The 22,737-nt window shown below is 68.4% G+C and carries 23 protein-coding genes; 6 read left to right on the top strand and 17 right to left on the bottom strand.

Features of this window, described 5'->3' with window-relative positions; genetic code table 11:
* Positions 1–72: 72 nt before the first annotated feature.
* From ACPPVQ_RS14440 to ACPPVQ_RS14450, 3 genes are all read right to left on the bottom strand, one after another.
* Entirely contained in the window at positions 73–999 is a 927-nt protein-coding gene (locus tag ACPPVQ_RS14440) for an NADP-dependent oxidoreductase (protein ID WP_426515789.1), read from the bottom strand.
* A 58-nt stretch (positions 1,000–1,057) separates the two neighbouring features.
* A complete protein-coding gene (locus ACPPVQ_RS14445; RefSeq protein WP_426515790.1) occupies positions 1,058–2,086 on the bottom strand; it encodes a 6-phosphofructokinase in 1,029 nt (342 codons plus the stop codon).
* Between the two features lie 75 nt (positions 2,087–2,161).
* Positions 2,162–2,824 carry a CYTH domain-containing protein gene (locus tag ACPPVQ_RS14450; RefSeq protein WP_426515791.1) on the bottom strand — a complete coding sequence of 221 codons (663 nt, stop codon included), beginning with the start codon at positions 2,822–2,824 and terminating at the stop codon, positions 2,162–2,164.
* Positions 2,825–2,899: 75 nt separating this feature from the next.
* Between ACPPVQ_RS14450 and ACPPVQ_RS14455 the strand changes: the two genes are divergently transcribed.
* Positions 2,900–3,286, top strand: a complete 387-nt coding sequence (locus tag ACPPVQ_RS14455) for a DUF3224 domain-containing protein (protein ID WP_426515792.1) — start codon at positions 2,900–2,902, stop codon at positions 3,284–3,286.
* A 15-nt stretch (positions 3,287–3,301) separates the two neighbouring features.
* Here the strand turns inward: ACPPVQ_RS14455 and ACPPVQ_RS14460 are convergent, their stop codons facing one another.
* Complete coding sequence (locus ACPPVQ_RS14460; protein ID WP_426515793.1) at positions 3,302–5,062, bottom strand: pyruvate dehydrogenase; 1,761 nt, start codon at positions 5,060–5,062, stop codon at positions 3,302–3,304.
* A gap of 94 nt (positions 5,063–5,156) precedes the next feature.
* On the opposite strand from ACPPVQ_RS14460, the gene ACPPVQ_RS14465 reads away from it, so the two are divergent.
* Entirely contained in the window at positions 5,157–5,345 is a 189-nt protein-coding gene (locus tag ACPPVQ_RS14465; RefSeq protein ID WP_426515794.1) for a hypothetical protein, read from the top strand.
* A 54-nt stretch (positions 5,346–5,399) separates the two neighbouring features.
* Here the strand turns inward: ACPPVQ_RS14465 and ACPPVQ_RS14470 are convergent, their stop codons facing one another.
* The 5 genes from ACPPVQ_RS14470 to ACPPVQ_RS14490 form a co-directional block, all read right to left on the bottom strand.
* The gene (locus ACPPVQ_RS14470) at positions 5,400–7,571 is read right to left on the bottom strand and encodes a DEAD/DEAH box helicase (protein WP_426515795.1); all 2,172 of its coding nucleotides are present in this window, start codon (positions 7,569–7,571) and stop codon (positions 5,400–5,402) included.
* 218 nt (positions 7,572–7,789) lie between these two features.
* Positions 7,790–8,131, bottom strand: coding sequence for a DUF6804 family protein (locus ACPPVQ_RS14475; RefSeq protein WP_426515796.1), 342 nt, complete (start codon positions 8,129–8,131; stop codon positions 7,790–7,792).
* Between the two features lie 160 nt (positions 8,132–8,291).
* Positions 8,292–8,717 (bottom strand): RbsD/FucU domain-containing protein, encoded by a 426-nt coding sequence (locus ACPPVQ_RS14480; protein WP_426515797.1) that lies wholly within the window; start codon positions 8,715–8,717, stop codon positions 8,292–8,294.
* A 263-nt stretch (positions 8,718–8,980) separates the two neighbouring features.
* On the bottom strand, positions 8,981–11,242 hold the full coding sequence (locus ACPPVQ_RS14485; protein WP_426515798.1) for a heavy metal translocating P-type ATPase: 2,262 nt from the start codon (positions 11,240–11,242) through the stop codon (positions 8,981–8,983).
* Positions 11,239–11,472 carry a heavy-metal-associated domain-containing protein gene (locus tag ACPPVQ_RS14490; RefSeq protein WP_426515799.1) on the bottom strand — a complete coding sequence of 78 codons (234 nt, stop codon included), beginning with the start codon at positions 11,470–11,472 and terminating at the stop codon, positions 11,239–11,241. The genes ACPPVQ_RS14485 and ACPPVQ_RS14490 overlap by 4 nt, the downstream gene beginning before the upstream one ends.
* Before the next feature lie 60 nt (positions 11,473–11,532).
* Here ACPPVQ_RS14490 and ACPPVQ_RS14495 point away from each other — a divergent pair, with 60 nt between their 5' ends.
* Genes ACPPVQ_RS14495 through ACPPVQ_RS14505 form a run of 3 tightly spaced genes read left to right on the top strand, consistent with a single transcriptional unit; the run spans position 11,533 to position 13,718 of the window.
* Positions 11,533–11,811 carry a metal-sensitive transcriptional regulator gene (locus ACPPVQ_RS14495; protein WP_426515800.1) on the top strand — a complete coding sequence of 93 codons (279 nt, stop codon included), beginning with the start codon at positions 11,533–11,535 and terminating at the stop codon, positions 11,809–11,811.
* Between the two features lie 2 nt (positions 11,812–11,813).
* Positions 11,814–12,338 carry an O-acetyl-ADP-ribose deacetylase gene (locus tag ACPPVQ_RS14500; RefSeq protein WP_426515801.1) on the top strand — a complete coding sequence of 175 codons (525 nt, stop codon included), beginning with the start codon at positions 11,814–11,816 and terminating at the stop codon, positions 12,336–12,338.
* Between the two features lie 24 nt (positions 12,339–12,362).
* Positions 12,363–13,718, top strand: a complete 1,356-nt coding sequence (locus ACPPVQ_RS14505; protein ID WP_426515802.1) for a M20/M25/M40 family metallo-hydrolase — start codon at positions 12,363–12,365, stop codon at positions 13,716–13,718.
* A 22-nt stretch (positions 13,719–13,740) separates the two neighbouring features.
* Here ACPPVQ_RS14505 and ACPPVQ_RS14510 read toward each other — a convergent pair whose 3' ends face one another.
* From ACPPVQ_RS14510 to ACPPVQ_RS14530, 5 genes are read right to left on the bottom strand one after another with little or no spacing between them, the layout of a single operon-like run.
* Complete coding sequence (locus ACPPVQ_RS14510) at positions 13,741–14,331, bottom strand: GDSL-type esterase/lipase family protein (RefSeq protein WP_426515803.1); 591 nt, start codon at positions 14,329–14,331, stop codon at positions 13,741–13,743.
* Positions 14,332–14,383: 52 nt separating this feature from the next.
* Positions 14,384–15,244 (bottom strand): aldehyde dehydrogenase family protein, encoded by an 861-nt coding sequence (locus ACPPVQ_RS14515; protein ID WP_426515804.1) that lies wholly within the window; start codon positions 15,242–15,244, stop codon positions 14,384–14,386.
* Positions 15,241–16,794, bottom strand: coding sequence for an aldehyde dehydrogenase family protein (locus tag ACPPVQ_RS14520; protein ID WP_426515805.1), 1,554 nt, complete (start codon positions 16,792–16,794; stop codon positions 15,241–15,243). The genes ACPPVQ_RS14515 and ACPPVQ_RS14520 overlap by 4 nt, the downstream gene beginning before the upstream one ends.
* A 9-nt stretch (positions 16,795–16,803) precedes the next feature.
* On the bottom strand, positions 16,804–17,826 hold the full coding sequence (deoC, locus tag ACPPVQ_RS14525) for a deoxyribose-phosphate aldolase (protein WP_426515806.1): 1,023 nt from the start codon (positions 17,824–17,826) through the stop codon (positions 16,804–16,806).
* Positions 17,823–18,812 (bottom strand): sugar-binding transcriptional regulator, encoded by a 990-nt coding sequence (locus tag ACPPVQ_RS14530; RefSeq protein WP_426515807.1) that lies wholly within the window; start codon positions 18,810–18,812, stop codon positions 17,823–17,825. The genes deoC and ACPPVQ_RS14530 overlap by 4 nt, the downstream gene beginning before the upstream one ends.
* Before the next feature lie 119 nt (positions 18,813–18,931).
* Here ACPPVQ_RS14530 and ACPPVQ_RS14535 point away from each other — a divergent pair, with 119 nt between their 5' ends.
* Positions 18,932–19,873 (top strand): ROK family protein, encoded by a 942-nt coding sequence (locus tag ACPPVQ_RS14535; RefSeq protein WP_426515808.1) that lies wholly within the window; start codon positions 18,932–18,934, stop codon positions 19,871–19,873.
* A gap of 121 nt (positions 19,874–19,994) precedes the next feature.
* Here ACPPVQ_RS14535 and ACPPVQ_RS14540 read toward each other — a convergent pair whose 3' ends face one another.
* From ACPPVQ_RS14540 to ACPPVQ_RS14550, 3 genes are all read right to left on the bottom strand, one after another.
* Positions 19,995–21,218 (bottom strand): CynX/NimT family MFS transporter, encoded by a 1,224-nt coding sequence (locus tag ACPPVQ_RS14540; protein WP_426515809.1) that lies wholly within the window; start codon positions 21,216–21,218, stop codon positions 19,995–19,997.
* A gap of 71 nt (positions 21,219–21,289) precedes the next feature.
* The gene (locus tag ACPPVQ_RS14545) at positions 21,290–22,219 is read right to left on the bottom strand and encodes a bifunctional riboflavin kinase/FAD synthetase (RefSeq protein ID WP_426515810.1); all 930 of its coding nucleotides are present in this window, start codon (positions 22,217–22,219) and stop codon (positions 21,290–21,292) included.
* On the bottom strand, positions 22,216–22,725 hold the full coding sequence (locus ACPPVQ_RS14550; protein ID WP_426515811.1) for a hypothetical protein: 510 nt from the start codon (positions 22,723–22,725) through the stop codon (positions 22,216–22,218). Before ACPPVQ_RS14550 ends, ACPPVQ_RS14545 begins: the two co-directional genes overlap by 4 nt.
* Positions 22,726–22,737: the final 12 nt, after the last annotated feature.

The following is a 22,737-nucleotide window of genomic DNA, read 5'->3' on the forward strand; positions in this document are numbered from 1 at the left end:
ACTCCATCTTCAGGTCGCCGTCCCGGCAGCGTGCCCGCCCGAGCGGTTTTTCGGAGTCTATTACGACCCGCGTCAGGCGGTGACGAGGATGACCTTTCCGCGAACGTGTCCGGCCGCGAGCCGCCGGTATGCTTCCGCGGCTCGTTCGATCGGGAAGATCGAGTCGATCGGCAGCACGAGCTCGCCGCTCGCGATCAGCTCGGCGACCTCGGCCAGGAGTTCGTTGGTCGCCCCGCGTCCACCGACCCGCGACACCCCACGGGCTGCCGGCCCGTAGGCGGCGATGGTGTTGATCCGCCCGAGCGGCACGCCGAGTTCGATCGCGACGTCGATGGTCTCCACCCCGTGGTTGTCGAGCGCCGCCGTGAGCGGCTGGCCATCGGGCAGTGCCTCGCGGATGCGTTCCGCCAGCCCGTCGCCGTATTCGACAGGGATGATGCCGAGGTCGCTGAGGAAGTCGTGGTTGTCAGTACTCGCAGTGCCGATCACGGTCGCACCGGCGCGGACAGCGAGCTGGCAGGCCAGAACACCGACGCCGCCCGCCGCCGCGCTAACGAGCACCGTGTCGGATTCGTCGAGGCTGAGGGATGCGACACTCATCATCGCGGTACGGCCCACCACGGCGAGCGCACCGGCGACCTCGAACGTGAGCGAGGCGGGTTTCGGGACGAGCTGGCCGTCCTCCGGAACGATCACGAAGTCAGCCGCCGCCTCGAAGGGCTTGCTGCCGAACACCGCGTCACCCGGCGTGTAGCGCGTGACGCCCGGTCCGACCTCGTCGACGAAGCCGGAGAAGTCGTAGCCGATCCCCGACGGAAGGGTCAGCCCGAATGCGCTCACGGTCGGGCCGCCGGCGATCGCCTTGTAGTCGACGGCGTTGAGACCGACGGCCATCACCCGGACACGCACCTCGCCTTCGCCGGGCCATGGCGGCTGCACGTTGACGATCTTAAGGTTCTCGGTCGAACCATATTCGTCGAACTGTACGACACGCGACATTCTCGTCCCTTCACACCTCGTCCTGGGACGGCCCCCGGGCACCGGTCCGGTCGGCCGCCTAACCGAAGAGTAGCGCCGCCTCGTCGTAACGGTACTGCGGAACCGTCTTCAGGCCTCCGGTCGCGTCCGCAATGCTGACGTTGACGACGTCGGTACCTTTCAGCGAGACCATGGTCCCCCAGCGCTCCTCGAAGACGGCATCGATCGCCGACATGCCGAGACGGGTGGCGAGAACACGGTCGTAGGCGCTGGGCACACCGCCGCGCTGCATGTGGCCGAGAACGGTCGCACGCGACTCGATACCCGTGCGCGCCTCGATCATCGGGGCGAGCATCTCGCCGATTCCGCCCAGTCGCGGGCGGTTGAACGCGTCGAGCCCCTTGTGCGAGTGGGCTTCCTCCATCGTGTCGAGGTGGAAGCCTTCGGAGACGACGATCACGGGCGCGCGCCCACGGTCACGCACCGACTCCACCCATTCGCAGATCTGCTCGATGGACTGCGGCTGCTCCGGGATCAGGATGGCGTGCGCACCGGCCGCCATGCCCGAGTGCAGGGCGATCCAGCCGACGTGGCGCCCCATCACTTCGACGACCATGCAGCGCTGGTGCGATTCCGCCGTCGTACGCAGGCGGTCGATCGCCTCGGTCGCGATCTCGACCGCGGTGTCGAAGCCGAACGAGTAGTCGGTCGCAGCGAGGTCGTTGTCGATGGTCTTCGGCACTCCGACGATCCGGATGCCCGCATCCGTCAGCCGCCTGGCTGCGGTGAGCGTGCCTTCGCCGCCGATCGCGATGATCGCGTCGATCCCGTTGTCGTCCATCACACGCTGGATGTTCTCAGGGCCGCCGTTGTCGCCTTCGAAGGGATTCGTGCGGCTGGACCCGAGGATGGTGCCACCCTGTCGCGAGAGCCCGCGGACGCTGTGGCGGTCGAGCGGCATGATGTCGCCGTTCACGACACCCCTCCAGCCGTAACGGAAACCGGCGAACTCGGCCTTGTTCACGCGGTCGCCTTTGAGCACGGCTCCACGGATCACGGCGTTCAGCCCTGGGCAGTCGCCGCCGCTGGTGAGAATGCCGATCTTCATGGTGCTCCTCATCTCATTACGCCTGCATTGATCTTGCCCGAGCAGGGGCGGTACCGCCAAAACGGCGACCGCAAGTTATTCGCCGAGCGCGTCCACTCCGAGCGCCCTCGCCAGCTTGGACGAACTGACCGATACCTGCGCCCCCGCTCCCAGGACCCTGGCCTCGATGTCGTCGAGAAGTGCGGTGCGTCGTTCGCGCGTATCCGGGGCTGCTTCGAGGAGTTCGATCTCCCATTCCCGCCACCGGCGTTCTCGTGACGGCTCCTTCGTTCCCCGCAGGGCTTCGGAGCGTACGTGGTCGTCGCACAGTTCGGCGATGGCGAAGCCGGCGGCATCCTGCAGGATCACCGTGGTGCGGGTGTTGGTGACGCGCGCGAGCGGCTCGAGCGGCGCATCCCCGATATAGCTGCGTACCGCCTCGACGACTTCGGCAGGCGGAGGCACCGATCCCGGCTCCGCGCTGTCCGCTTCACCGAGTGGCCAGCTGACCTCGGTGCGCCCCTCGTCACCCGGCAGCTTCACGGTCCAGCCGGCGTCGCCGCCCCCGTGCCGCACACGGAGCGCGATCCGGTTGTGGGCGAGCGCAAGGTCCGCCGTGTCGAAGTAGACGGCGACGAGCTCGACCGTTGACGGGTCGCTCTCGAGGGCGACCGGCCCCGCGCCGACGAGACGGGGTGGAACCGCATTCTCGTCGACGTCGTATTTGCGTTCGATCTCGACCTGGCTTCGCTTGGTCATTCCCCTTGTCTAGTCGAGGTTTCCTCTGTCGCGAAATTTCAAGCGGTCGTTCCGGGCCGCCTTTATCGTGTTGTTATGAGCGAGACGATCACTGCACGCTTCGACGTGACCGGCTGGGACCCGGCCGACCTGCCCGGAATCGACGGCGACTGGGTGGGCGCTGTCACGATGCGCAAGACGTACACGGAGGGGCTGATCGGCGAATCCGTCGCGCATTTCATCTCGTCAGGCGACGAATCGGGGCGGGGCTACCTGGCCGCGGAGCGAGTCACCGGAACCCTCGCCGACGGCCGGTCGGGGGCGTTCACCGTGCATCACGGCGCACTGCAGCATCCGGATGACGACTCGGCTTTCGGCTACATCGTGACGGGGACGGGAACCGGCGATTTCGCGCACTTCTCGGGCACCGCCCGCATCGTGCACGACGAGACCGGGCCGTTCTTCGTGTTCACGCTCGACTAGTCGCAGTCCTCGCTCTCACGGGCGCGGGATGTTCCGCAGGTTGGTCTTCGCCAGCTTGACGGCTTCGCCCACACCTCCGTTCATCACGACCTTCGACATGGCGAGTGCGAAGCCTTTGAGTTGAACGCCGGTGATGGTCGGCGGGAGGGACAGCGCGAGAGGATCCGTCACCAGGTCGACGAGCGCTGGGCCGTCGAAGGCGAACGCGGCACGGAGGGCGTCCTCGATCTCGGTGGGCTTCTCGACGCGCCGCCCGAAGATGCCGAGGGCGTTGGCGACCGCCGCGTGGTCGACCGAGGGAACGTCCACGCCGAAGTCCGGGAACCCGTCGACGAGCATCTCCACCTTCACCATCCCGAGCGTCGAGTTGTTGAAGACGATGATCTTCACGGGCAGCTTGTACGCCGCAACGGTGACGAGCTCGCCCAGCAGCATCGAGAGGCCGCCGTCACCCGAGACCGAGATCACCTGCCTGCCCGGGTGGCTGAACTGTGCGCCGACCGCCTGGGGCAACGCGTTCGCCATCGAGCCGTGCAGGAACGATCCGATGAGCCTGCGCCTGCCGTTGGGGTTGATGTACCGCGCGGTCCACACGTTGCACATGCCGGTGTCCGCGGTGAAGATGGCGTCGTCGGCTGCGAGGTCGTCGAGAAGGGATGCGGCGAACTCGGGGTGGATCGGTGTCTTGCGTTCCACGTTCTTCGCATATGCGCCGACGACCGAGTCGAGCAGTTTGGCGTGGCGCTTCAGGGTGCGGTCCAGGAACCGGCGGTCGGGATTGCGGTCGATCAGCGGGGTCACCGCGGCGATCGTCGCGGCGACATCGCCGTGCACCGGCACGGTCACGTTCGCGCGGCGCCCCAGGTGCTCCGCACGTGCATCCACCTGGGCGATCACGACGTCGTCGTCTGCGCCGGGCAGGAACTGGTTGTACGGAAAATCGGTGCCGAGGAGGAGCAGCAGGTCGGCGTCGTGGATGCCGTCGTGCGCGGCCCCATAGCCGAGAAGGCCCGTCATCCCCACGTCGAACGGATTGTCGTACTGGATCCATTCCTTGCCCCGCAGCGAATGGCCGAGCGGCGCGGCCAGAAGGTCGGCGAAGGCGACCACCTCGTCGTGTGCTCCGGCCACACCAGCCCCGGCGAAGACGGCGACCCGCTTGGCCGCGTTGATCGCATCGGCGAGGGCCAGCACGTCCGCGGGTGCGGGAACGATGGATGGCGGAAGCGTCGGCACGAATGCCGGTGTCGGTCCGACCGCCTCCAATTCGGCGACATCGCCCGGAAGCGAGACGACGGAGACGCCTTTCATCGCGATCGCGTGGCGCAGCGCCGAATTGACCACCCGGGGCGCCTGCTCCGCGGTCGAGACGAGTTCGCGATAACTGGAGCATTCGATGAAGAGGCGATCCGGATGCGTCTCCTGGAAGTACTCCGACCCGATCTGCGCGCTCGGGATGTGGCTCGCGATCGCGAGGACGGGCGCACCGGAGCGGTGAGCGTCGTACAGTCCGTTGATCAGGTGCAGGTTCCCGGGGCCACAGCTGCCCGCGCACACGGCGAGTTCTCCCGTGAGCTGCGCCTCCGCCCCGGCCGCGAATGCGGCGGCCTCCTCGTTGCGCACGTGGATCCAGTCGATACCGCCGTTCTTGGCTCCGCCGGTGCGCCTCACCGCATCGACCACCGGGTTGAGGCTGTCTCCGACGATCCCGTAGATGCGGTGCACCCCTGCATCCAGGAGCTGGGCGATGAGCTGGTCTGCGACTGTTGTGGCCATGCGCCCATTCAACTCCCGGCACGATCCCACGGCCAGAGCCGCGATCAGAGCCCGGGGGTCGACCCCCGGCAAGCGGCGGCGTACTGTTGCAGCCATGAGCGATCGCGGCACGGACCGGGACGATTCACTCGACGACTTCATCGAGGCGCAGGACGGCGACTATGAGCCGGCGCCGACTCCTTTCGACGCCGACGACGTGCCGGTCGAGGAAGAGGACGACGAGCTCGTCCCCGACGAAGACCGCCCGGTTCCCCTCGACCTCGACGACGCCGAACTCGACTGAACGCGCCGAACGCGACTGAACGCGCCGAACTCGACTACCCGCGCCGAATGGACGCTACGCGTTCAGTGCGTCGGTGAGCAGGCCGATCAGCGCTTCGAGCTGAACCGAGTCGGCCGAGCCGGGTTCGACATCCGAGCCGTCGAGCGCGCGGGCCGCGAGGCCCTGCTTCGCGTCGATCAGTTCCGCGATCTTCGAGTCGATGGTCTGCGCCGCGATGATCCGCCATGCGGTGACCGGCTCTTCCTGGCCGATGCGGTGCACGCGATCGATCGCCTGCGTCTGTTCGGCAGCCGTCCACGACAGTTCGGCGAGCACCACGTTCGACGCGGCCTGGAGGTTCAGTCCGACGCCGGCCGCCGTCAGCGAGCACACGGCCACCGAGACGGTCGGGTCGTTGTTGAACGCGTCGATCTCCTTCTGGCGGGAGAGCGCTGTCTGGTCCCCGCGAATCGAGATGGTCTTCAGGTCGCGTGAAGCGAACGCGGCCTCGGCAGCATCCATCACGTCGATGTGCTTCGCGAAGAACACGACCTTGCCGACCGAGCGGGCGAGCTGCGCCGCGTAGTCGCTGGCCAGGTTGGCCTTGGCCTGACCGATCTTGCGGACCATGGTGAAGACGTTCTCACCGGTCTTCGCCGACTTCGACTCCTCGAGTTCGGACTGCGCGACCAGCCGGATGAGGTGGGCACGGTGCGCGTCGTCGTCGCCGTCGAACGAATCGGGACGACCCGCCGCAGAAGCCCGCCTGAACTTCGCGACGAGTCGCGCGGCGAGCTCGCTCTCGGCCTGGCGGATGGAACGGCCGAGGTCGTCATCGAGTTCGACCGGAAGGTCGACGACCCGGCGGCTCGGAAGGTCGGCGGCGACGTCGATCTTGCGCCGGCGCACGATGCCCATGTCGATGACGGCCTCGCGTGCGGCAGCGTAGAAGCCGAAGTCGGCGGGGGTCAGCTCGGTCTCTTCGAGCTTCTCCATCAGTTTGGGCCGTGGCTTCGCTCCGTCGATCCAGCCGAGGAACTGCCAGATGGCCCGGAAATCGTCGATGTCGTTGATCAGCGGCGTTCCGGTGAGCGCGAGCAGCAGGGGATCGCCGGCGGGAGCGGTCGCCCGGATGGCTTCGGCGAGCCCGAGCACGTATTTGCTGCGCTGCGAGTGCAGGTTCTTGATGAAGTGCGCCTCGTCGACGACCATGCCCTTGAAGCCGAGCCTGCTGAGCCACGCGAGATGCCGGTCGAGCACTTCGTAGTTGACGATGACGACGTCGGCGAACGCATCCAGCCCCTCGCCGTCTCCGTGGATGACCGTGGCGCGGCGATGCGGCGTCCAGCGTTCGACTTCACGTGCCCAGTTCATCTTGACCACGTTGGGCACGACCGCCAGCAGCGGGTATGCACCCGCCACCGACGCGGCGAGTACGGACTGGGCCGTCTTGCCGAGGCCCGGCTCGTCGGCGAGGAGGAAGCTCCGGTGACCGCGGCGCACCTCTTCGACGAAACGTGCCTGGTGGTGCATCAGCTCGAGACCGGGAGGCGAATAGCGGTCGATCGCCGGAGCGGGTGGGAGATCCATGCTGGCGGCCTGGCCGCCCGAGCCGTACTCGAACGATTTGAAGAGTGGTCCGAGCAGTTCCCACGAATCGAGTCGCCGCCGCGGTGCAGGGGTGGCAGCGGATGCGCGCGAGAAGTCGGGAGCGAGGAACGGGTTGGACAGCTGACGGGCCTTGACCGACTGCGGGATGACCTGCTTCTCCGCCAGTTCTGGCGGGATGATCGACTCCTGTTGCGGTGTCGGCCGTTCCGTCGTGATGATGAGGTCGTCCGGGCTGAGCTCGGTGCCGGATTCGAGAAGCCAGTCGCGCCGGAGCTTCTGGGCGGTCGCGCTCGGCGGCGCCTCGCTCTCGAGCAGGGAGATCAGCGATGTGTCGCGAGCGGCGGTCTTCGCAAGGATCGTGGCGATCCCGTCCAGCCTTTTCAGCTGCTCGGCGCGAGCCGCGTCGGTGAGCTCGGCGTCGGCCTTCGCACGCGCACGCTCCTCGCGCATGAGGAACGCGATCACCTGGAACTTCGTGCGGTTCGTCGGCCCGAGTTTCTTGCCGTCGGCCGCCTTCGCCTCGACCTCGCGCACCTTGCGCGCGAGAACGGGGATGAGGCCGTCGTTGTTCGCGTGCCGGGTGCGGCGCTGCTGTGTCGCGCGCGGCGAGGCGCTGCGTTGACCGGAACGGGGCATGGTCCTCCAGTGAGAGCGGACGGTCGATGGACGACCGCAGTGCGCCGCCGACAGAGGCAGGCGACGCCGTGTGGCTGAGATGTCAGCCGAGGCGACCGGAGTGGGTGATCCCGGTCGAGACGACGAGCGAGTGCGTCATGAAACGGTGACGCACGTCTCAGTTTACGCGAGAGGGAGCGGTTCGGAACCACCGATCCCGCACGTGTTGTCCGCCTGGTTCAGCGACGCTGGTCGACGGGCACTTTGATCACGATCGCGGCGGCGACGAAGACGACGGAGGCGGCCAGTTCGAGGCCACGGAGCACGAGGTCGTCGAGAGTCACGGGCCAGACGGGATTCCAGATGACCGCGATGGGGAGCAGCCCGACGAGCCACCACCACTGCTTCGCCTGCCCGGCGAAGACGCACATGATGAGGGCGAGGATGCTGACGACGTAGCGGACGTACAGGTACCACTCGGTGCCGATGAGGGCGAATCCGGCGATCAGCACGATGGCGCCAAGGAGTCCGGGGACGAGCGCACTGCGCGAGAATTCGGGCCTGGCCGCCGGTCGTGTCATAGCGAACAGAGTCTACGGCACGGCACTGTTGCCGCTGCGCCCCGGCCCGGGGTGGGATCCCGACCGAGGATCCCACCCGGGTGCTCACTCGCCCCATTCCCCGGCGGGTGAGCGATTCGACCGAATGGACAGGTTCGCGGGCCGACCCCCGCGGACGTGACTAGCAGCTGCCTTTCCTGAGCAGGAACGCACAGGGCGGGGCGTCTGACCCCACTCGAACGGTCACTACGGACTGGCGGGCGAGCGCGACGAATTCGTCGAGTTCGAGACGCGACATGAAGATGCGGCGGAGTTCGGCATCGGATGCGATGCCGTTCACTGCGAATGCCACGTCGGGCAAGTCGTCGAGGGTGCCCGTGCAGTCGAGAAACGCTATGGGAGCCGGATCGTGACAGTCGAGCGGAACGACACTGAGGATCGCGTCTGCCGCGGCCTCTGTCGTCACCTCTCCGAGATGGATGACAGGTGAAACGATTTCTTCTTCTGGGTAGCCGCTGCCGACCAAGGTAAGTAGGTCGCCATCGTCCATGGAATCCAGGGCGCTCAAGAGCGCACCGGACAGCAGCGGGCTGAGGTTCTTCAGCAAAGTCGGGCCTTTCCTGTTAAACGAATATTTCTCAACCCCTACGGAGAGCATAGACCCGTCTGTTTAGGGGACCCCACCCCCCGTTCTGGGGTAATTCACGCGACGCGCCGTGAAACCAGACCCATTCCGGGGGACGAATCTGCTAGGCGATTATGCGCGTTGCGGCATATATCCCGCAGGCCGCGCGGACGCGCGGATCGCGGGCAGGAGCCCTGACACCGACACGCCGGTGAGGCTGGCGGATCCGCTATGTACGCGCCGGGTCATGCACCGCGATCGCGACGCAGGCGCAGACTGTTGAGCACGACGAAAACGCTCGAGAACGCCATTGCGGCACCAGCGATCATCGGGTTCAGCAGGCCGGCCGCGGCCACAGGAAGTGCCGCCGCGTTGTAGGCGAAGGCCCAGAAGAGGTTGCCGCGGATCACACGGACCGTACGTCGTGACAGACTCACCGCATCGACCACGGCGGACAGTTCCGACCGCACCAGGGTGATGTCCGACGCGTGCATCGCCGCATCGGTGCCGGACCCCATCGCGATACCCAGGTCCGACTGGGCGAGCGCGGCCGCGTCGTTCACACCGTCGCCGACCATCGCAACGGTGCGCCCGGCATCCTGCAACGCCCGTATGACCTCGGCCTTTCCCGCAGGGAGAACACCCGCGACCACCTCGTCGATGCCGAGTTCCGCAGCTATGGCATGTGCGGCTGCCGCGCTGTCCCCGCTCAGCAGCACAGGGGCGAGCCCCAGTGCACGCAGCCGGGTCACGGTCTCGACGGCATCCGGCCGGAGCGCATCGCCCACCACGAGGACGGCGCGTGCGCGGCCCTCCCAGGCGACGACCACCGCCGTCGCCCCGGCGGCAGCAGCCCGGTCGATCGCGTCGCACACGGTCTCATCCATGGTTGCGGTGATCGCACCGTGCGCTACGAGCTGATCGGGTCGCCCGATGGAGACGCGTACGCCGTCGACGGTGCCGGCGACGCCGGAGCCCGCGAGCGAGCGGAAGCCGGAGACCCGCGAACGCACCGGCCGCGCGTCGCGCTCCCGGTCATCCCACGCCGCGACCACGGCACGGGCGATCGGATGCTCCGACAGCCGCTCGACGGCGGCCGCGCGGCGCAACACCACCTCCTCAGACTCCCCCACCACGACGACGGCACTGACGCGCATCCGCCCTGTCGTCAGGGTGCCCGTCTTGTCGAACACGATCGTGTCGATGCGCCGCGCCTGCTCGAGCGCCTCCGGGCCGGTGATGAGGATGCCCGACTGCGCTGCGCGACCTGTTCCGACAAGGAGCGCGACCGGCGTGGCGAGTCCGAGGGCGCAGGGACACGCGACGATCAGCACAGCCACGGCCGCCGTCAGGGCTTCGGAGGTCGTGCCGCCCGCCAGTATCCCGCCGGCGACCGTTGCCACGGCAATGGCGAGCACGATCGGCACGAACACGGCCGACACGCGGTCGGCGAGCCGCTGGGAACGTGATGAGCCGGTCTGGGCGTCCTCGACGATCCGCGTCATCCGTGCCAGCTGTGTGTCGGCTCCGACGCGCGTCGCACGCACCACGAGAGAGCCGCCCTGTGCGATCGCGGCGCCGGACACCTGGTCTCCCGCACTGACGTCGACCGGCATCGATTCACCCGTCAGAGCGCTCGTGTCGACGGCGGCCTCGCCGTCGACCACGATGCCGTCGGCCGGCACCTTCTCGCCGGGCCGAACGAGGAACAGGTCGCCGACGACGAGCGATTGGGCCGGAACCGGGACTTCACGAAAACCGGCGGCCGAATCGGGGGCCGGTTCGAGGCGCGTCGCGGTGCGCGCACCGACCTCGAGGAGCGAACGCAGCGCGGATCCGGCCCGTCGCCGGGAGCGCTCCTCGATCGAGCGGCCGAGGAGCAGGAACACCGTGACGCCCGCGGCGACGTCGAAGTAGACGGCGCCGGAGGCATTGCCGGAGGAGACGGCGAGGCTGAAGGCGTGCCGCATACCGGGTTCGCCGGCCGAGCCGAAGACCAGTGCCCAGACCGACCATGCGAACGCGGCCCCGGTGCCGAGGGTGACCAGGGTGTCCATCGTGACGGCGCCGTGCCGCAGGTTCGCCAGGGTGGCGCGGTGGAACGGCAGTCCGCCCCAGAAGACGACGGGCGCGGCGAGCACCAGCGACAGCCATTGCCAGCCTGCGAACTGCCAGGCGGGGACCATCGCGATAACGATGACCGGCACCGCAAGGACGGCACTGACGAGGAGTCGGCGACGCAGCATCCCGGTGCGGTTCGCGGGCGGGCGGACCTGCTCGACGACGTGCGCTCCGTAGCCGGCCCCGGTGACCGCCGCGATCAGCGCGTCAGGACTGATGGATGCCGGCGCGAGCACACGCGCACGCTCGGTCGCGAGGTTGACGGTCGCCTGCACACCGTCGATCCTGCCGAGTCGTTTCTCGACGCGCGCGACACAGCTGGCGCAGGTCATCCCGTCGATCGCGAGGTCGATCGTGACGAGCGACGAGTCGACTCCCGCTGTCACAGCACCGGGAGGAGGCCCGGGCGGCCGAGCAGGTAGCCGGCCTCTTCGACCGCCGCGCGAACCTCTCGTTCGGCGACGGGACGCGCACTGGAAACCGTGGCGGTCCCTGCTGCGACGTCGACGGTCACGTCCTCCACGCCGGCGACGCGCTCCAGCTCGTCGGCGACAGCGCGGGCGCAGTGGTCGCAGGTCATCCCGGAAACGGGCCAGGTCGTCTCGATCGTGTCCATTCCACGACCCTAACACGTACCCCATAGGGGTATACGCGAATCAGGAGTTATCCTTGACCAGTGATCGCAGACATCAAGAAGCGCGCCCTCCACCGCGCGCGCATCCTCGAAGGCCAGCTCCGGGGCGTCGAGAAGATGATCGAGAACGAGGACTACTGCGTCGACATCCTCACGCAGTCCCTCGCCATCCAGAAATCGCTCGGCTCGCTCAACAAGCTGCTGGTGGAGAACCACCTCAAGACCCACGTCGCCGACATGTTCGAAGAAGGCGGCAGCGCCAGGGACGAAGCCATCGCCGAGTTGCTGAAAGTGTACGAACTGTCCAACAACCGCGGTTGACGATGACCCGGATCGAGATCGTCCGAGGCGACATCACCGACGAGCACGTCGATGCCATCGTGAACGCCGCGAACAGCTCCCTGCTGGGCGGCGGCGGTGTCGACGGCGCCATCCACCGGGCAGGCGGCCCCGAGATCCTCGAGGAATGCAGGCGGCTGCGTGCAACGACCCTGCCCGACGGCCTTCCGACCGGACAGGCCGTCGCGACCACGGCGGGCAGGCTGGATGCGAGCTGGGTGATCCACGCCATCGGACCCGTCTGGTCGGCCGCCGACGACCGCACCGGCCTGCTCCAGGACGCCTACCGGTCCTCGCTGCGTGTCGCCCGCGAGCTCGGCGCCACCAGCGTCGCCTTCCCGGCGATCTCGGCCGGAATCTACGGATGGCCGATGGACGACGCCGCCCGCACGGCGGTCAGCACGGTGCGGGCCGTGCTCGCCGCATCGATCGGACCCGTCGAGCTCGTCCGATTCGTGCTCTTCTCCGACACCGCGCTCCACGCGTTCCGCGCGGCAGCCGGTGAATGACGGGTGAATGACTACAGTCGATCCATGCCCGACAGCCCTCTGAGTCCCGCCGCGGCCGCACGGGCGGTGGAACGGTTCCGCGAACTGCTCCGCATCCCGACGATGTCACGCAACGAGGTCGAGACCACCGACTGGCCGCAGTTCGACGCCTTCGTCGAAGCGCTGGAGCGTCTCTACCCGCACGTCCACGCGACCCTCGAGAGAACCATGATCGCGCGCCACTCGATGCTCTACCGGTGGGCAGGGCGCCAACCCGGCGCGCCCACCGTGCTGATGGCGCACTACGACGTGGTGCCAGCGACCGGGGAGGGCTGGGAGCATCACCCGTTCGCCGCCGACGTCACCGGCGACGGCGATGAGCAGGTGATCTGGGGCCGCGGCACGCTCGACGACAAGGGCGCGCTGGTGGCGATCCTCGAGGCCGTCGACGAACTCGTCAGCGCCGGTCACCTGCCGCTGCACGACGTCTACCTGAGCTTCGGGCACGACGAGGAGACGGTGGGGAAGGGCGCGCAAGCCGTTGTCGCCCACCTGGCCGAGCGCGGCATCCGGCCGGCACTCGTCATCGACGAAGGCGGCGCCGTCGTCGAAGGCGTCTTCCCTGCCGTCCACGACCCGATCGCCATGGTCGGGGTGAGTGAAAAAGGAGTCACGACGCTGCGGCTCAACGTGGCGCAGGCGGGAGGGCACGCATCCACACCGCCCCGGGTGACGGCGACCGTGCGTCTCGCACGCGCCATCACCCGCCTGAACGCGCGGCCGTTCCCGGCGCGCCTGTCCGAGACCAACCTGCAGATGATCGAGACACTCGGCTCTCACGCGACCGGGCCGCTCCGGCACGTGTTCACCAGGGCGCGCCTGCTCAAGCCGCTCATGATCGCGGTGTTCGGCCGCCTCAGCGACGAGACCAGGGCGCTCGTGCGCACCACGACGGCCGTTACGCGCCTGAGCGGCAGCCTCGCCTCCAACGCGCTCGCGGAGGAGGCGCACGCCGACGTGAACGTGCGGATCGCCGTCGGGTCGACCGTGGAAGACACGCTGCGGCATGTGCGGCGGGCGATCCGCGACCCGCTCGTCGGGGTCGTCGTGATCGACGCCAACGAGCCGTCGCCGGTCTCACCGACGAGCGGACCCGAATGGGAGTCGATCCGCGACAGCCTCGCCGGGAGCCACCCGGAAGCGATCGTCTCGCCGTACGTGATGCTCGGCGCGAGCGACAGCAGGCATTTCACGCGCATCAGCGATGCGGTGTACCGGTTCACACCGTTCGAGATGAGCACCGGGGAGCGCGGCACCCTGCACGCACGCAACGAACGCATCCGGGTTACGACGTGGCTGAAAGGAATCGGCTTCTACGCGACGCTGCTCCGGTCACGTTGAGCGCTGGGCGAGCCCACCGCGCCTAATTCGCGCCCCAGCTGCGGCCGCCCAGGTCGGGCAGCTGGATCGCCCGGCTCGACGGGGGCTGAAGACGCAGGCGCTCCAGTGCCGGCTTCAGCTCGCCGAGCCACGCACTGTACCCCGCATCGTTGAGGTGCAGGCGGTCGTCGGAGTATGCAGGGTTCAGTTCCCCGTCTTCGAGGGCCATGGCGGGCCAGAGGTCGAGCCACTGGGCGTGGATGGTCGGGGCGAACTGCCACAGGTGCCGGTTCACGTCCCTGATATCGGGTGCGAACTCGTGGCCGCGCGGCATCACCGACTGCACGAGGATGCGCGTCTCCGGCAGTTCGCGGCGCAGTGTCACAAGGATGGTCTCGACGTTGCGCACGATGTGCTCGGCCGACCGACGCCACGCCAGGTCGTTCGTTCCGATGAGGAGCACGACCGAACCCGGGCCGGCTTCGATCACGTCGCCCAGGCGGGCGATCACGTCGTCGGTGGTGTCGCCGCTCACCCCGAAGTTCAGCACCTCTTCGTCGGCGAGCCATTCCTGCCAGTTTCCCCCCTGGGTCAGGCTATCCCCGACGAAGGCTGTGGCTCCGAATTCCGACATGCATCCATCATCACCCCCGCGGGCGCGAACCGCCAGCAGGTTGCGCCTGCAGTCAGATCATGCTCTTCGTGTGCCAGACGGTCTTCGTCTCGGTGAACGCGGTGATGCGATCGAGGCTGGGCGACGCCGCATCCGGGCCGCTTTCCGGCGGAAGCACACGCTTCAGCGTCTCCGCCGCCGCGATCTGCAGGTCGACCCAGTCCAGGTCGCCTGCACCGACCAGGTCGACGGCATTGACGTCGGAATGCGACGCGAGCCACGGCGCGATCTCGGCGGGAGAACCGGTCAGGATGTTGACGACACCACCAGGGACATCGCTCGTCGCGAGCACCTCGCTGAGGCTGATCGCGGACAGCGGGAACCGTTCGCTGGCCACCACGACGACGGTGTTCCCGGCCACGAGGGCGGGGGCGACGGCGCTGACGAAGCCGAGCAGGCTGGAACCCTGAGGAGCGATGACGGCGACGACGCCGGTCGGCTCCGGCACGGAGATGTTGAAGTAGGGACCCGCGACAGGGTTGGCGTTGCCGGCGACCTGCGCGAACTTGTCCGCCCAGCCCGCGTACCAGACCCAACGGTCGATCGCCTCGTCGACCTGCGCGCCCGCGGCGGCCGACGTGACCCCCTCCGCACGCACGATCTCGTCGACGAACTGCGCACGGCGGCCCTCGAGGAGTTCGGCGATGCGGTAGAGCACCTGGCCGCGGTTGTATGCGGTTGCGCCCGCCCATCCGCCCAGCGATGCGCGTGCAGCGACCACGGCGTCACGGGCGTCTTTGCGGGATGCTTTCGCAGCGTTCGCGAGGAACGCTCCCTTCGCAGAGACGACCTCATAGGTGCGGCCCGATTCGCTGCGCGGGAACTTTCCGCCGATGTACAGCTTGTAGGTCTTCGGCACGGCGAGACGGCTCATTTCTTCGCTCCCTTGGTCGATGCGGTTGCCGTTTTCGGCGTTCCGGAACCCGCCGACCGACGAGGCGCAGCCTCGACGGCACTGGCGTCCCGGCGACGCGACGCGTCGCTTACAGCTCCAGCGCGCAAGTAGGCGGCCAGCCCCTGCCGGCCACCCTCGCGCCCATAGCCCGACTCCTTGTACCCGCCGAACGGGCTGGCGGGGTCGAACCGGTTGAAGGTGTTCGCCCAGACGACACCGGCCCGCAGCTTGTCCGCGACCGCGAGGATGCGGCTGCCCTTGTCGCTCCAGACTCCGGCCGACAGTCCGTACGGAGTGTTGTTCGCCTTGGCGATGGCCTCGGCCGGCGTCCGGAACGACAGCACGGAGAGCACCGGCCCGAAGATCTCTTCGCGGGCGATGCGGTGGCTGGTGGACACGTTGGTGAAGATCGTCGGCGCGAACCAGAACCCGTTCTCGGGGATGTCGCAGGCCGGGCTCCAGCGTTCGGCGCCCTCGGCCTCGCCGATGTCGGAGAGCTCGCGGATGCGTTGCAACTGCTCTGCGCTGTTGATCGCCCCGATGTCGGTGTTCTTGTCGAGCGGATCGCCGAGGCGCAGCGTCGACAGCCGGGTCTTCAGCCGGTCGACGACCTCGTCGTGGATGTTCTCCTGCACCAGCAGGCGGCTGCCTGCGCAGCACACGTGGCCCTGGTTGAAGAAGATGCCGTTGACGATGCCCTCGATGGCCTGGTCGATCGGTGCGTCGTCGAACACGATGTTCGCCGCCTTGCCGCCGAGCTCGAGGGTCAGCTTCTTGTCGGTGCCTGCGACGGACCGGGCGATCTCGCGACCCACGGCCGTCGACCCGGTGAACGCGACCTTGTTCACGTCGGGGTGGTTGACGAGCAGGCGCCCGGTCTCCCCCGCACCGGTCACGATGTTGACGACACCGGCCGGGAGGTCGGCCTGCTGCACGATCTCGGCGAAGAGCAGTGCGGTCAGCGGCGTGGTCTCCGCCGGCTTCAGCACGACGGTGTTGCCCGCGGCGAGCGCCGGGGCGATCTTCCACGCCAGCATGAGCAGTGGGAAGTTCCACGGGATGACCTGGGCTGCGACCCCGAGCGCGCGCGGAGCGGGACCCAGGCCTGCGTGGTCGAGCTTGTCCGCCCATCCGGCGTAGTAGAAGAACCATGCGGCCACCAGCGGCACGTCGACGTCGCGGCTCTCTTTGATCGGCTTGCCGTTGTCGAGGCTCTCTGCGACGGCGAGCTCACGCGACCGCTCCTGGATGAGGCGCGCGATGCGGAACAGGTACTTGCCGCGGTCGGAGCCGCTCATCCGGGACCAGACCCGGTCGTAGGCACGTCGTGCGGCCGCGACCGCGGTGTCGATGTCGCCGGCGTCGGCCGTCGCGATCGTCGCGATGCGCTCTTCGGATGCCGGGGAGATGGTCTGGAAGGCAGGCCCGCCGCCGTCGATGAACTCGCCGTCGATGAAGAGGCCGTACTGGTCGCGAAGGTTCAGGATCGACCGCGACTCGGGTGCCGGTGCGTATTCGAGGAAACTCATTGTCTGTCCTTAGTCGATCGTCACGTAGTCGGCGCCGGAGTAGTGACCGGTCGTCATCTTCTGCCGCTGGAGCAGCACGTCGTTCAGCAGGCTCGACGCGCCGAACCGGAACAGGTGGGGCTGCAGCCATTCCTCGCCCGCGGTCTCGGCGACCGTGACGAGGTACTTGATCGCGTCTTTCGACGATCGGATGCCGCCCGCCGGCTTGACCCCGATCTTCTCGCCCGTGAGGCGGTGCCAGTCGCGCACGACCTCGAGCATCGACAGGGTGACGGGCAGTGTCGCCGCCGGGGAGACCTTGCCGGTGGAGGTCTTGATGAAGTCGCCCCCGGCGAGGATGGCCAGCCAGGATGCGCGGCGTACGTTGTCGTACGTGTTCAGCTCGCCGGTCTCGAGAATCACCTTGAGGTGCGCAGAACTGCCGTCGGCGCGGCGGCACGCCTCTTTGACCGCCACGATCTCATCGAACACGAGACCGTAACGGCCGGCGAGGAAGGCACCGCGGTCGATGACCATGTCGATCTCGTCGGCACCGGCGGCGACGGCATCGGCCGTATCCGCCAGTTTGACGGCGAGGGAGGCGCGCCCGCTGGGGAATGCCGTCGCGACCGCCGCAACGGCGATGCCCGCCGGGTTCTTCGCGAGGTGGGCGTCGCCCAGCGCCGCGACGGCGTACGGGACCATGTCGCCGTACACGCAGACGGCCGCGACCCGCGGCGTCGTGAGGTCGCTCGGGTCGGGGGTCATCGCCTTGGCGACCAGCGACCGCACCTTGCCGGGCGTGTCCGCACCTTCGAGAGTGGTGAGGTCGATGAGCTCGATGATCTTGTCGAGCGCCCACCGCTTGCTCGATGTCTTGATGGAGCGTGTGCCGAGACCGGCGGCACGCTGTTCGAGGCCGACAGCGTCGACCCCCGGGATGCCTTCGAGGTACCGGCGCAGGCTGGCCTCGGTGAGGTCACCGCCCAGCACGTCCACTGCACGTGCCGCCGGCGCGAGGGATCGCACGGGCGGCGTGGTTTCGATCGTCACTTCACTCCTTCGATTCTGACGGCGCCGGCACCGTGGCCGGCGTTCGTCGGCCTGCCGAGCAGGTCGTTCGCGGTCGATTCGTCGGTGATGAGCGTGGTGCACAGCCCGCTCGAGACGACCGCATGGGCGATCCTGTGTTTGGTCTCCCCGGCGATGACCGCGATGCTGACGCGGGCCGCGCGCAGTTCGTCGAGCGTGATGCCGAGGGTGCGGCCGTTGAGCTCGTCGTCTGCCACAGCGCCGTCTTCGGTGATGAACCGGCCGACGACGTCGCCGACGGCGCCCTTCTCGGCGAGGTTCCGCACGTCTTCCGCAGTGAGGTAGCCGCTGTCGACGTGGACGGAACTACTGTCCACCACGCCGGCACTGAACAGGTAGGCGGATGCGTTGCGCGCGATCTCGAGGACGCTCTGCACTGCGCGGTCCGCCTCGATGGCGCGCCTGGTCGCCGCCTGTTCGAAGATCGCGGGGCTCGGGAGCAGGGTCGCCGTGCCCTGCGCTTTGCGGGCGATGACGACGGCGGTATCGGCTGCGGCGGTGGCCTGGCGGGTGCTGCTGACGCTGCCGTTGATCTGCACGGGGTTGACCCCGACGGCCCAGCCCGGCCGGAGCCGTGCCGCAACAGCGTGGAGAGTGCGACCCCAGCTCACGCCGAGGGTGCGCGGCACCGGCCGCAGGGTGGTGAGGTAGTCAGCTGCCGCCTGGGCGACCCGGGCCTGCACGTCGGAGTCCGAGTCGATCGTCGGCACGACGACGGCGTCGGCGAGGTCGTAGAAGCCGCACAGTTCGCGCTCGAGTGAGAACCGCCGGGCGCTGGGGTGCACGATCTCGATGCGCACGAAACCCTGTTCGCGCGCCTGTACGAGGAGCCGGCCGACCTTCCATCGGCTCACGCTGAGCGCGAGCCCGATCTCGTCTTGCGTCTTGCCCGCTTCGTAGTAGAGCTCGGCTGCTTTTACGGCGAGGATCTCGTCGCTGTCATTCATCGCGGCTGTCTCCCTTCGCACGATGCACCCCTTCAGTCTAGAAAGGTGCCGAGGCCACGATCAACGTTTGCGCGCCTTTCGCTCATATGAGCAAGATGCATTTCGCCTACGCTTGACGGGTGCCAACACCCCTCGCGCTCGCCGTCGACTTCGGCGGAACCAAAGTCGAATCCGCCCTCGTCGACGCAGACGGACGAGTCGTCCCGGGGTCGAGGCACCGGCAGCCCACGGGCCGCACGGCGACCTCCGAGACCCTCGAACAATCCGTCGCCGCGGTCGTCCGCGACGCCCTGTCGACTGTTCCGGCCGATAGCGAGGTGATCGGCACCGGAATCGGAAGCGCGGGCCCCATCCAGCGTGTCGACGGGCTCGTCTCACCGCTCAACGTTCCGGCCTGGCGGGACTACCCGATGCGGGCCTTCGTGGCCGGCGTCGCCGCGGCCGCGGGGTACACGGTGCCCGCCGCACTCGAGATGGACGGCGTCGCCATCACGATGGCAGAACACTGGGTCGGGGCTGCACAGGGGGTCGACAACGTCATGGGCATGGTCGTGTCGACCGGCATCGGCGGCGGCCTCATCGTCGGCGGCCGGGTCATCACCGGCCCGACAGGCAACGCCGGCCATATCGGCCATGTCGAGGTGGGCGGCATGACGGGCGACGACACCTTCGGAAGCCCGACTGCGCTGGAGGCGATCGCATCCGGGCCGCACACCGTCTCCTGGGCGCGCAGGCAGGGGTTCGCCGGCGCGACCGGCGAAGACCTGGCCGCCGCCTATGCCGCCGGTGACCCGATCGCGCGCCAGGCGATCGAACGCACCGGCGAGGCGCTGGGCCGCGCCATCGCATCCGCCACCGCTCTCGTCGACCTCGAACTGGTCGCCATCGGCGGCGGATTCTCCCAGTCGACGCCCGATCTGTTCGACATCATCCGGACGACGATCTCACACCACTACTTCGCGTTCGTGCGCAAGGTGCGTGTCGTGCCGTCCGCGTTGTCCGGCGAAGGTCCCCTGATCGGCGCCGGCGCGCTCGTCCACCGGGCGAACCTTCTCCCCTGACGCCGTAAGCCCGCCACTTCGGTACTATCCCGCCAGCTCGAACTGGCGGGGACGCACCCAGGTGGCGGGGACGGCAGCGCGGCAGCGGGAGCGCGGCAGCGCGGCAGCGCAGCAGCGCGGCTCAGCGATCCGGAAAGCTGTCCTCCAGCTGGTGCGGCCGTGCGACGATCGAGCCGGCGACCGCAGCCGCGACCGCCGTGCCGAGCAGCACGACGAGAGCGATCGTCCACTGGCCGGTCACCTGGTGCAGCACGCCGACGACGAGCGGGCCGAGCGCACCGAGGGTGTAGCCGGCCCCCTGGACGAACCCGCTGAGCGCCACCGCGCCTTCGTGCGTGCGGGTGCGCACGTTGATGAGCACGAGCGACAGCGGGAACAGCAGGGGTCCGAGCCCGGCGAACACCACCCAGATCCAGGTGGCAGACGCCGGCGCAAGGATGAGGCCGAGGTAGCCGACGGCGAAGCAGGCGACAGCGGCGTAGACGAGGATGCCGACACTCCTGAGCCGCGCAGCGAGCATCGGCACGAGCAGGCTGGCCGGGATGCCCATCGCGGCATACAGGGAGAGCAGCGCGCCCGCCTCTGCCGGGTCGGAACCTGCCGTGTCGTGCAGGATCTCGGGCAGCCAGGCGAACATCGCATACGCGTTCACGGACGATACCGCGAAGACGACCATCAGCGACCAGCCGATCGCCGTATGCCACACCCGCCCGAGCATGCGCGGCCCGGCCTCCTCGATCTCGACATCGTGGTCGGGATGCGCCGGCCTGTGCGAGACGAGGATGCGCAGCCACGGGAGCACCGCCAGAACGCTGATCGCGCCCCACATCCCCACCGAGATGCGCCAGCCCGCGCTGTCGGCGACCGGAACAGCGATGAGCGGCGGAAGCAGGGTGCTGATCGACATCACGGTCGCGTAGAGCGACGTGACGAGGCCGATGCGGTCGGGAAAGTAGCGCTTGACGAGCGGCGGCAGCAGCACATTGCCGACGCCCATACCGGCGAAAGCGATCGCCGAGCCCACGGCCAGCACCACGAAAGACCCGGCGAACGCGCGCACCAGGTCGCCGAGGAGGATGGCGGCGAGCGAGAAGACCATCACGGTCTCGAGGCTCGCGCGGCGGGTGAAAGCGGGGGCGACGATACCGAAGATCGCGAAACAGACCGGTGGCAGCATCCCGAGCACGCCGACGGCGATGCTGGAGATCGCGAAATCGACGCGGATCTCGGCGAAGATCGGGGAGAGTGCCGCGACGGCGGTGCGCAGGTTGGCCGCGACGAGCAGGATGCCGAGCAGAGCCAGGGTCCGGCCGCGCCAGAGGGGACGTTTCAGAGGATCCGGCACCACTCGATCCTATCGGGAGGCGTACCACCCACCCGTCGAGCGGCAGGCAGACGGGCGCAGGCGGGCGCAGGTCAGGAGAGGATGGCGCGCGCCCGCTCGACGTCGGCCGTGATCTGCGCGATCAGCGGCTCGATGCCCGAGAAAGCGACCATGCCGCGGATGCGCTCGACGAACGCGATCTCCACGCGGTGGTCGTACAGGTCGAGGTCTTCATCGAGCACGTAGGCTTCCACCTGCTTCTGGGGCACCCCTTCGAATGTGGGGTTGTTGCCCACCGAGATGGCCGCGGGATACCGCACGCCCTCATCCGTCAGCCATCCCGCGTAGACGCCGTCGGCCGGGATGAGCCCGTCGGACTCCGGCGAGAGGTTCGCGGTCGGGAACCCGAGCTCCCGCCCCCGGGCAGCACCGTGCACGACGACACCGCGCACGGCGGGCACGTGTCCGAGCAGCCGCGCCGCGTGTGCGACGTCGCCCTCGGCGAGCAGGTCGCGGATCCAGGTCGACGACACGCGCCTGCCGCCCTCGGGCCGGACATCGTCGATGAGGTGCACGACGAACCCGAACCGTTCCCCGAGCGCCGCGAGCATCGCGACATCGCCCGCACCGCGCGCACCGAACCGGAAGTCGGCGCCGACGAGCACGACCCGCGCGTGAAGCCGGTCGACGAGGATGCTCTCGACGAACGCCTCGGGGCTCAGGTCGGCCGTCTGGCGGTCGAAGGTGAGGAGGAGGGTTGCAGCGATTCCCGTGCCGGCGAGCAGGTCGAGTTTCTGTTCGATGCCGGTCAGGGCCGGCGGACACTTCTCGGGGGCGAGGAGTTCGAGGGGGTTCCGGTCGAAGGTGATGACGGTCGCGGTGAGCCCCTGCTGCAGCGCCTCGCGATCCAGCGTCGAGATGACCGCCCGGTGGCCGGTGTGCACCCCGTCGAATTTGCCGATGGTGACCGCACTCGGGCCGAACCCGGCCGGCACGTCGTCGAGCGTGCGGAAGACGATCACGACGAAGCCCCGGCGGTACCGGTCGCCGTGGTCTCGTCCGGCTCTGCGGGGACCGGCTTGTTCTTCGAGAGCCAGATCATGCCCAGAATGGGCAGCACCAGCGGGATGAGCAGGTAGCCCATGCCGTACACCGACCAGACGGTCGCGGTGCGCCCGAACGGGTCGATGCTGGTCAGTCCGAGGGCCTCGGGCCTGAACAGGCTGAGGGTGCCGATGACGAGCACTCCGGCGAGTTCGAAGGAGATCGTGAACCAGGCGACCCGGTACCAGACGGCACCGGGGGCGATCAGCGCGATGGTGGCGACGATGTAGACGATCGCGGCGAGTCCGGACAGCGTGAACGCCACCGGCGCCTCGCCGAACCGGTCGATGATCTGGAACACGCTGCGGCCGGTGGCAGCAAGCGCCAGGATGCCGTAGACGAGGATGAGGAGGCGGCCGACGCCGGTGACACGCGGTCTCTTGGTCTTCGCCTTCTGGTGCACGGCGGGGGTCTGTTCTGGCATCGCCTTACGATT

Source organism: Leifsonia sp. McL0618 (assembly GCF_049994905.1).
In the GTDB taxonomy this organism is placed as follows: Bacteria; Actinomycetota; Actinomycetes; order Actinomycetales; family Microbacteriaceae; genus Diaminobutyricibacter.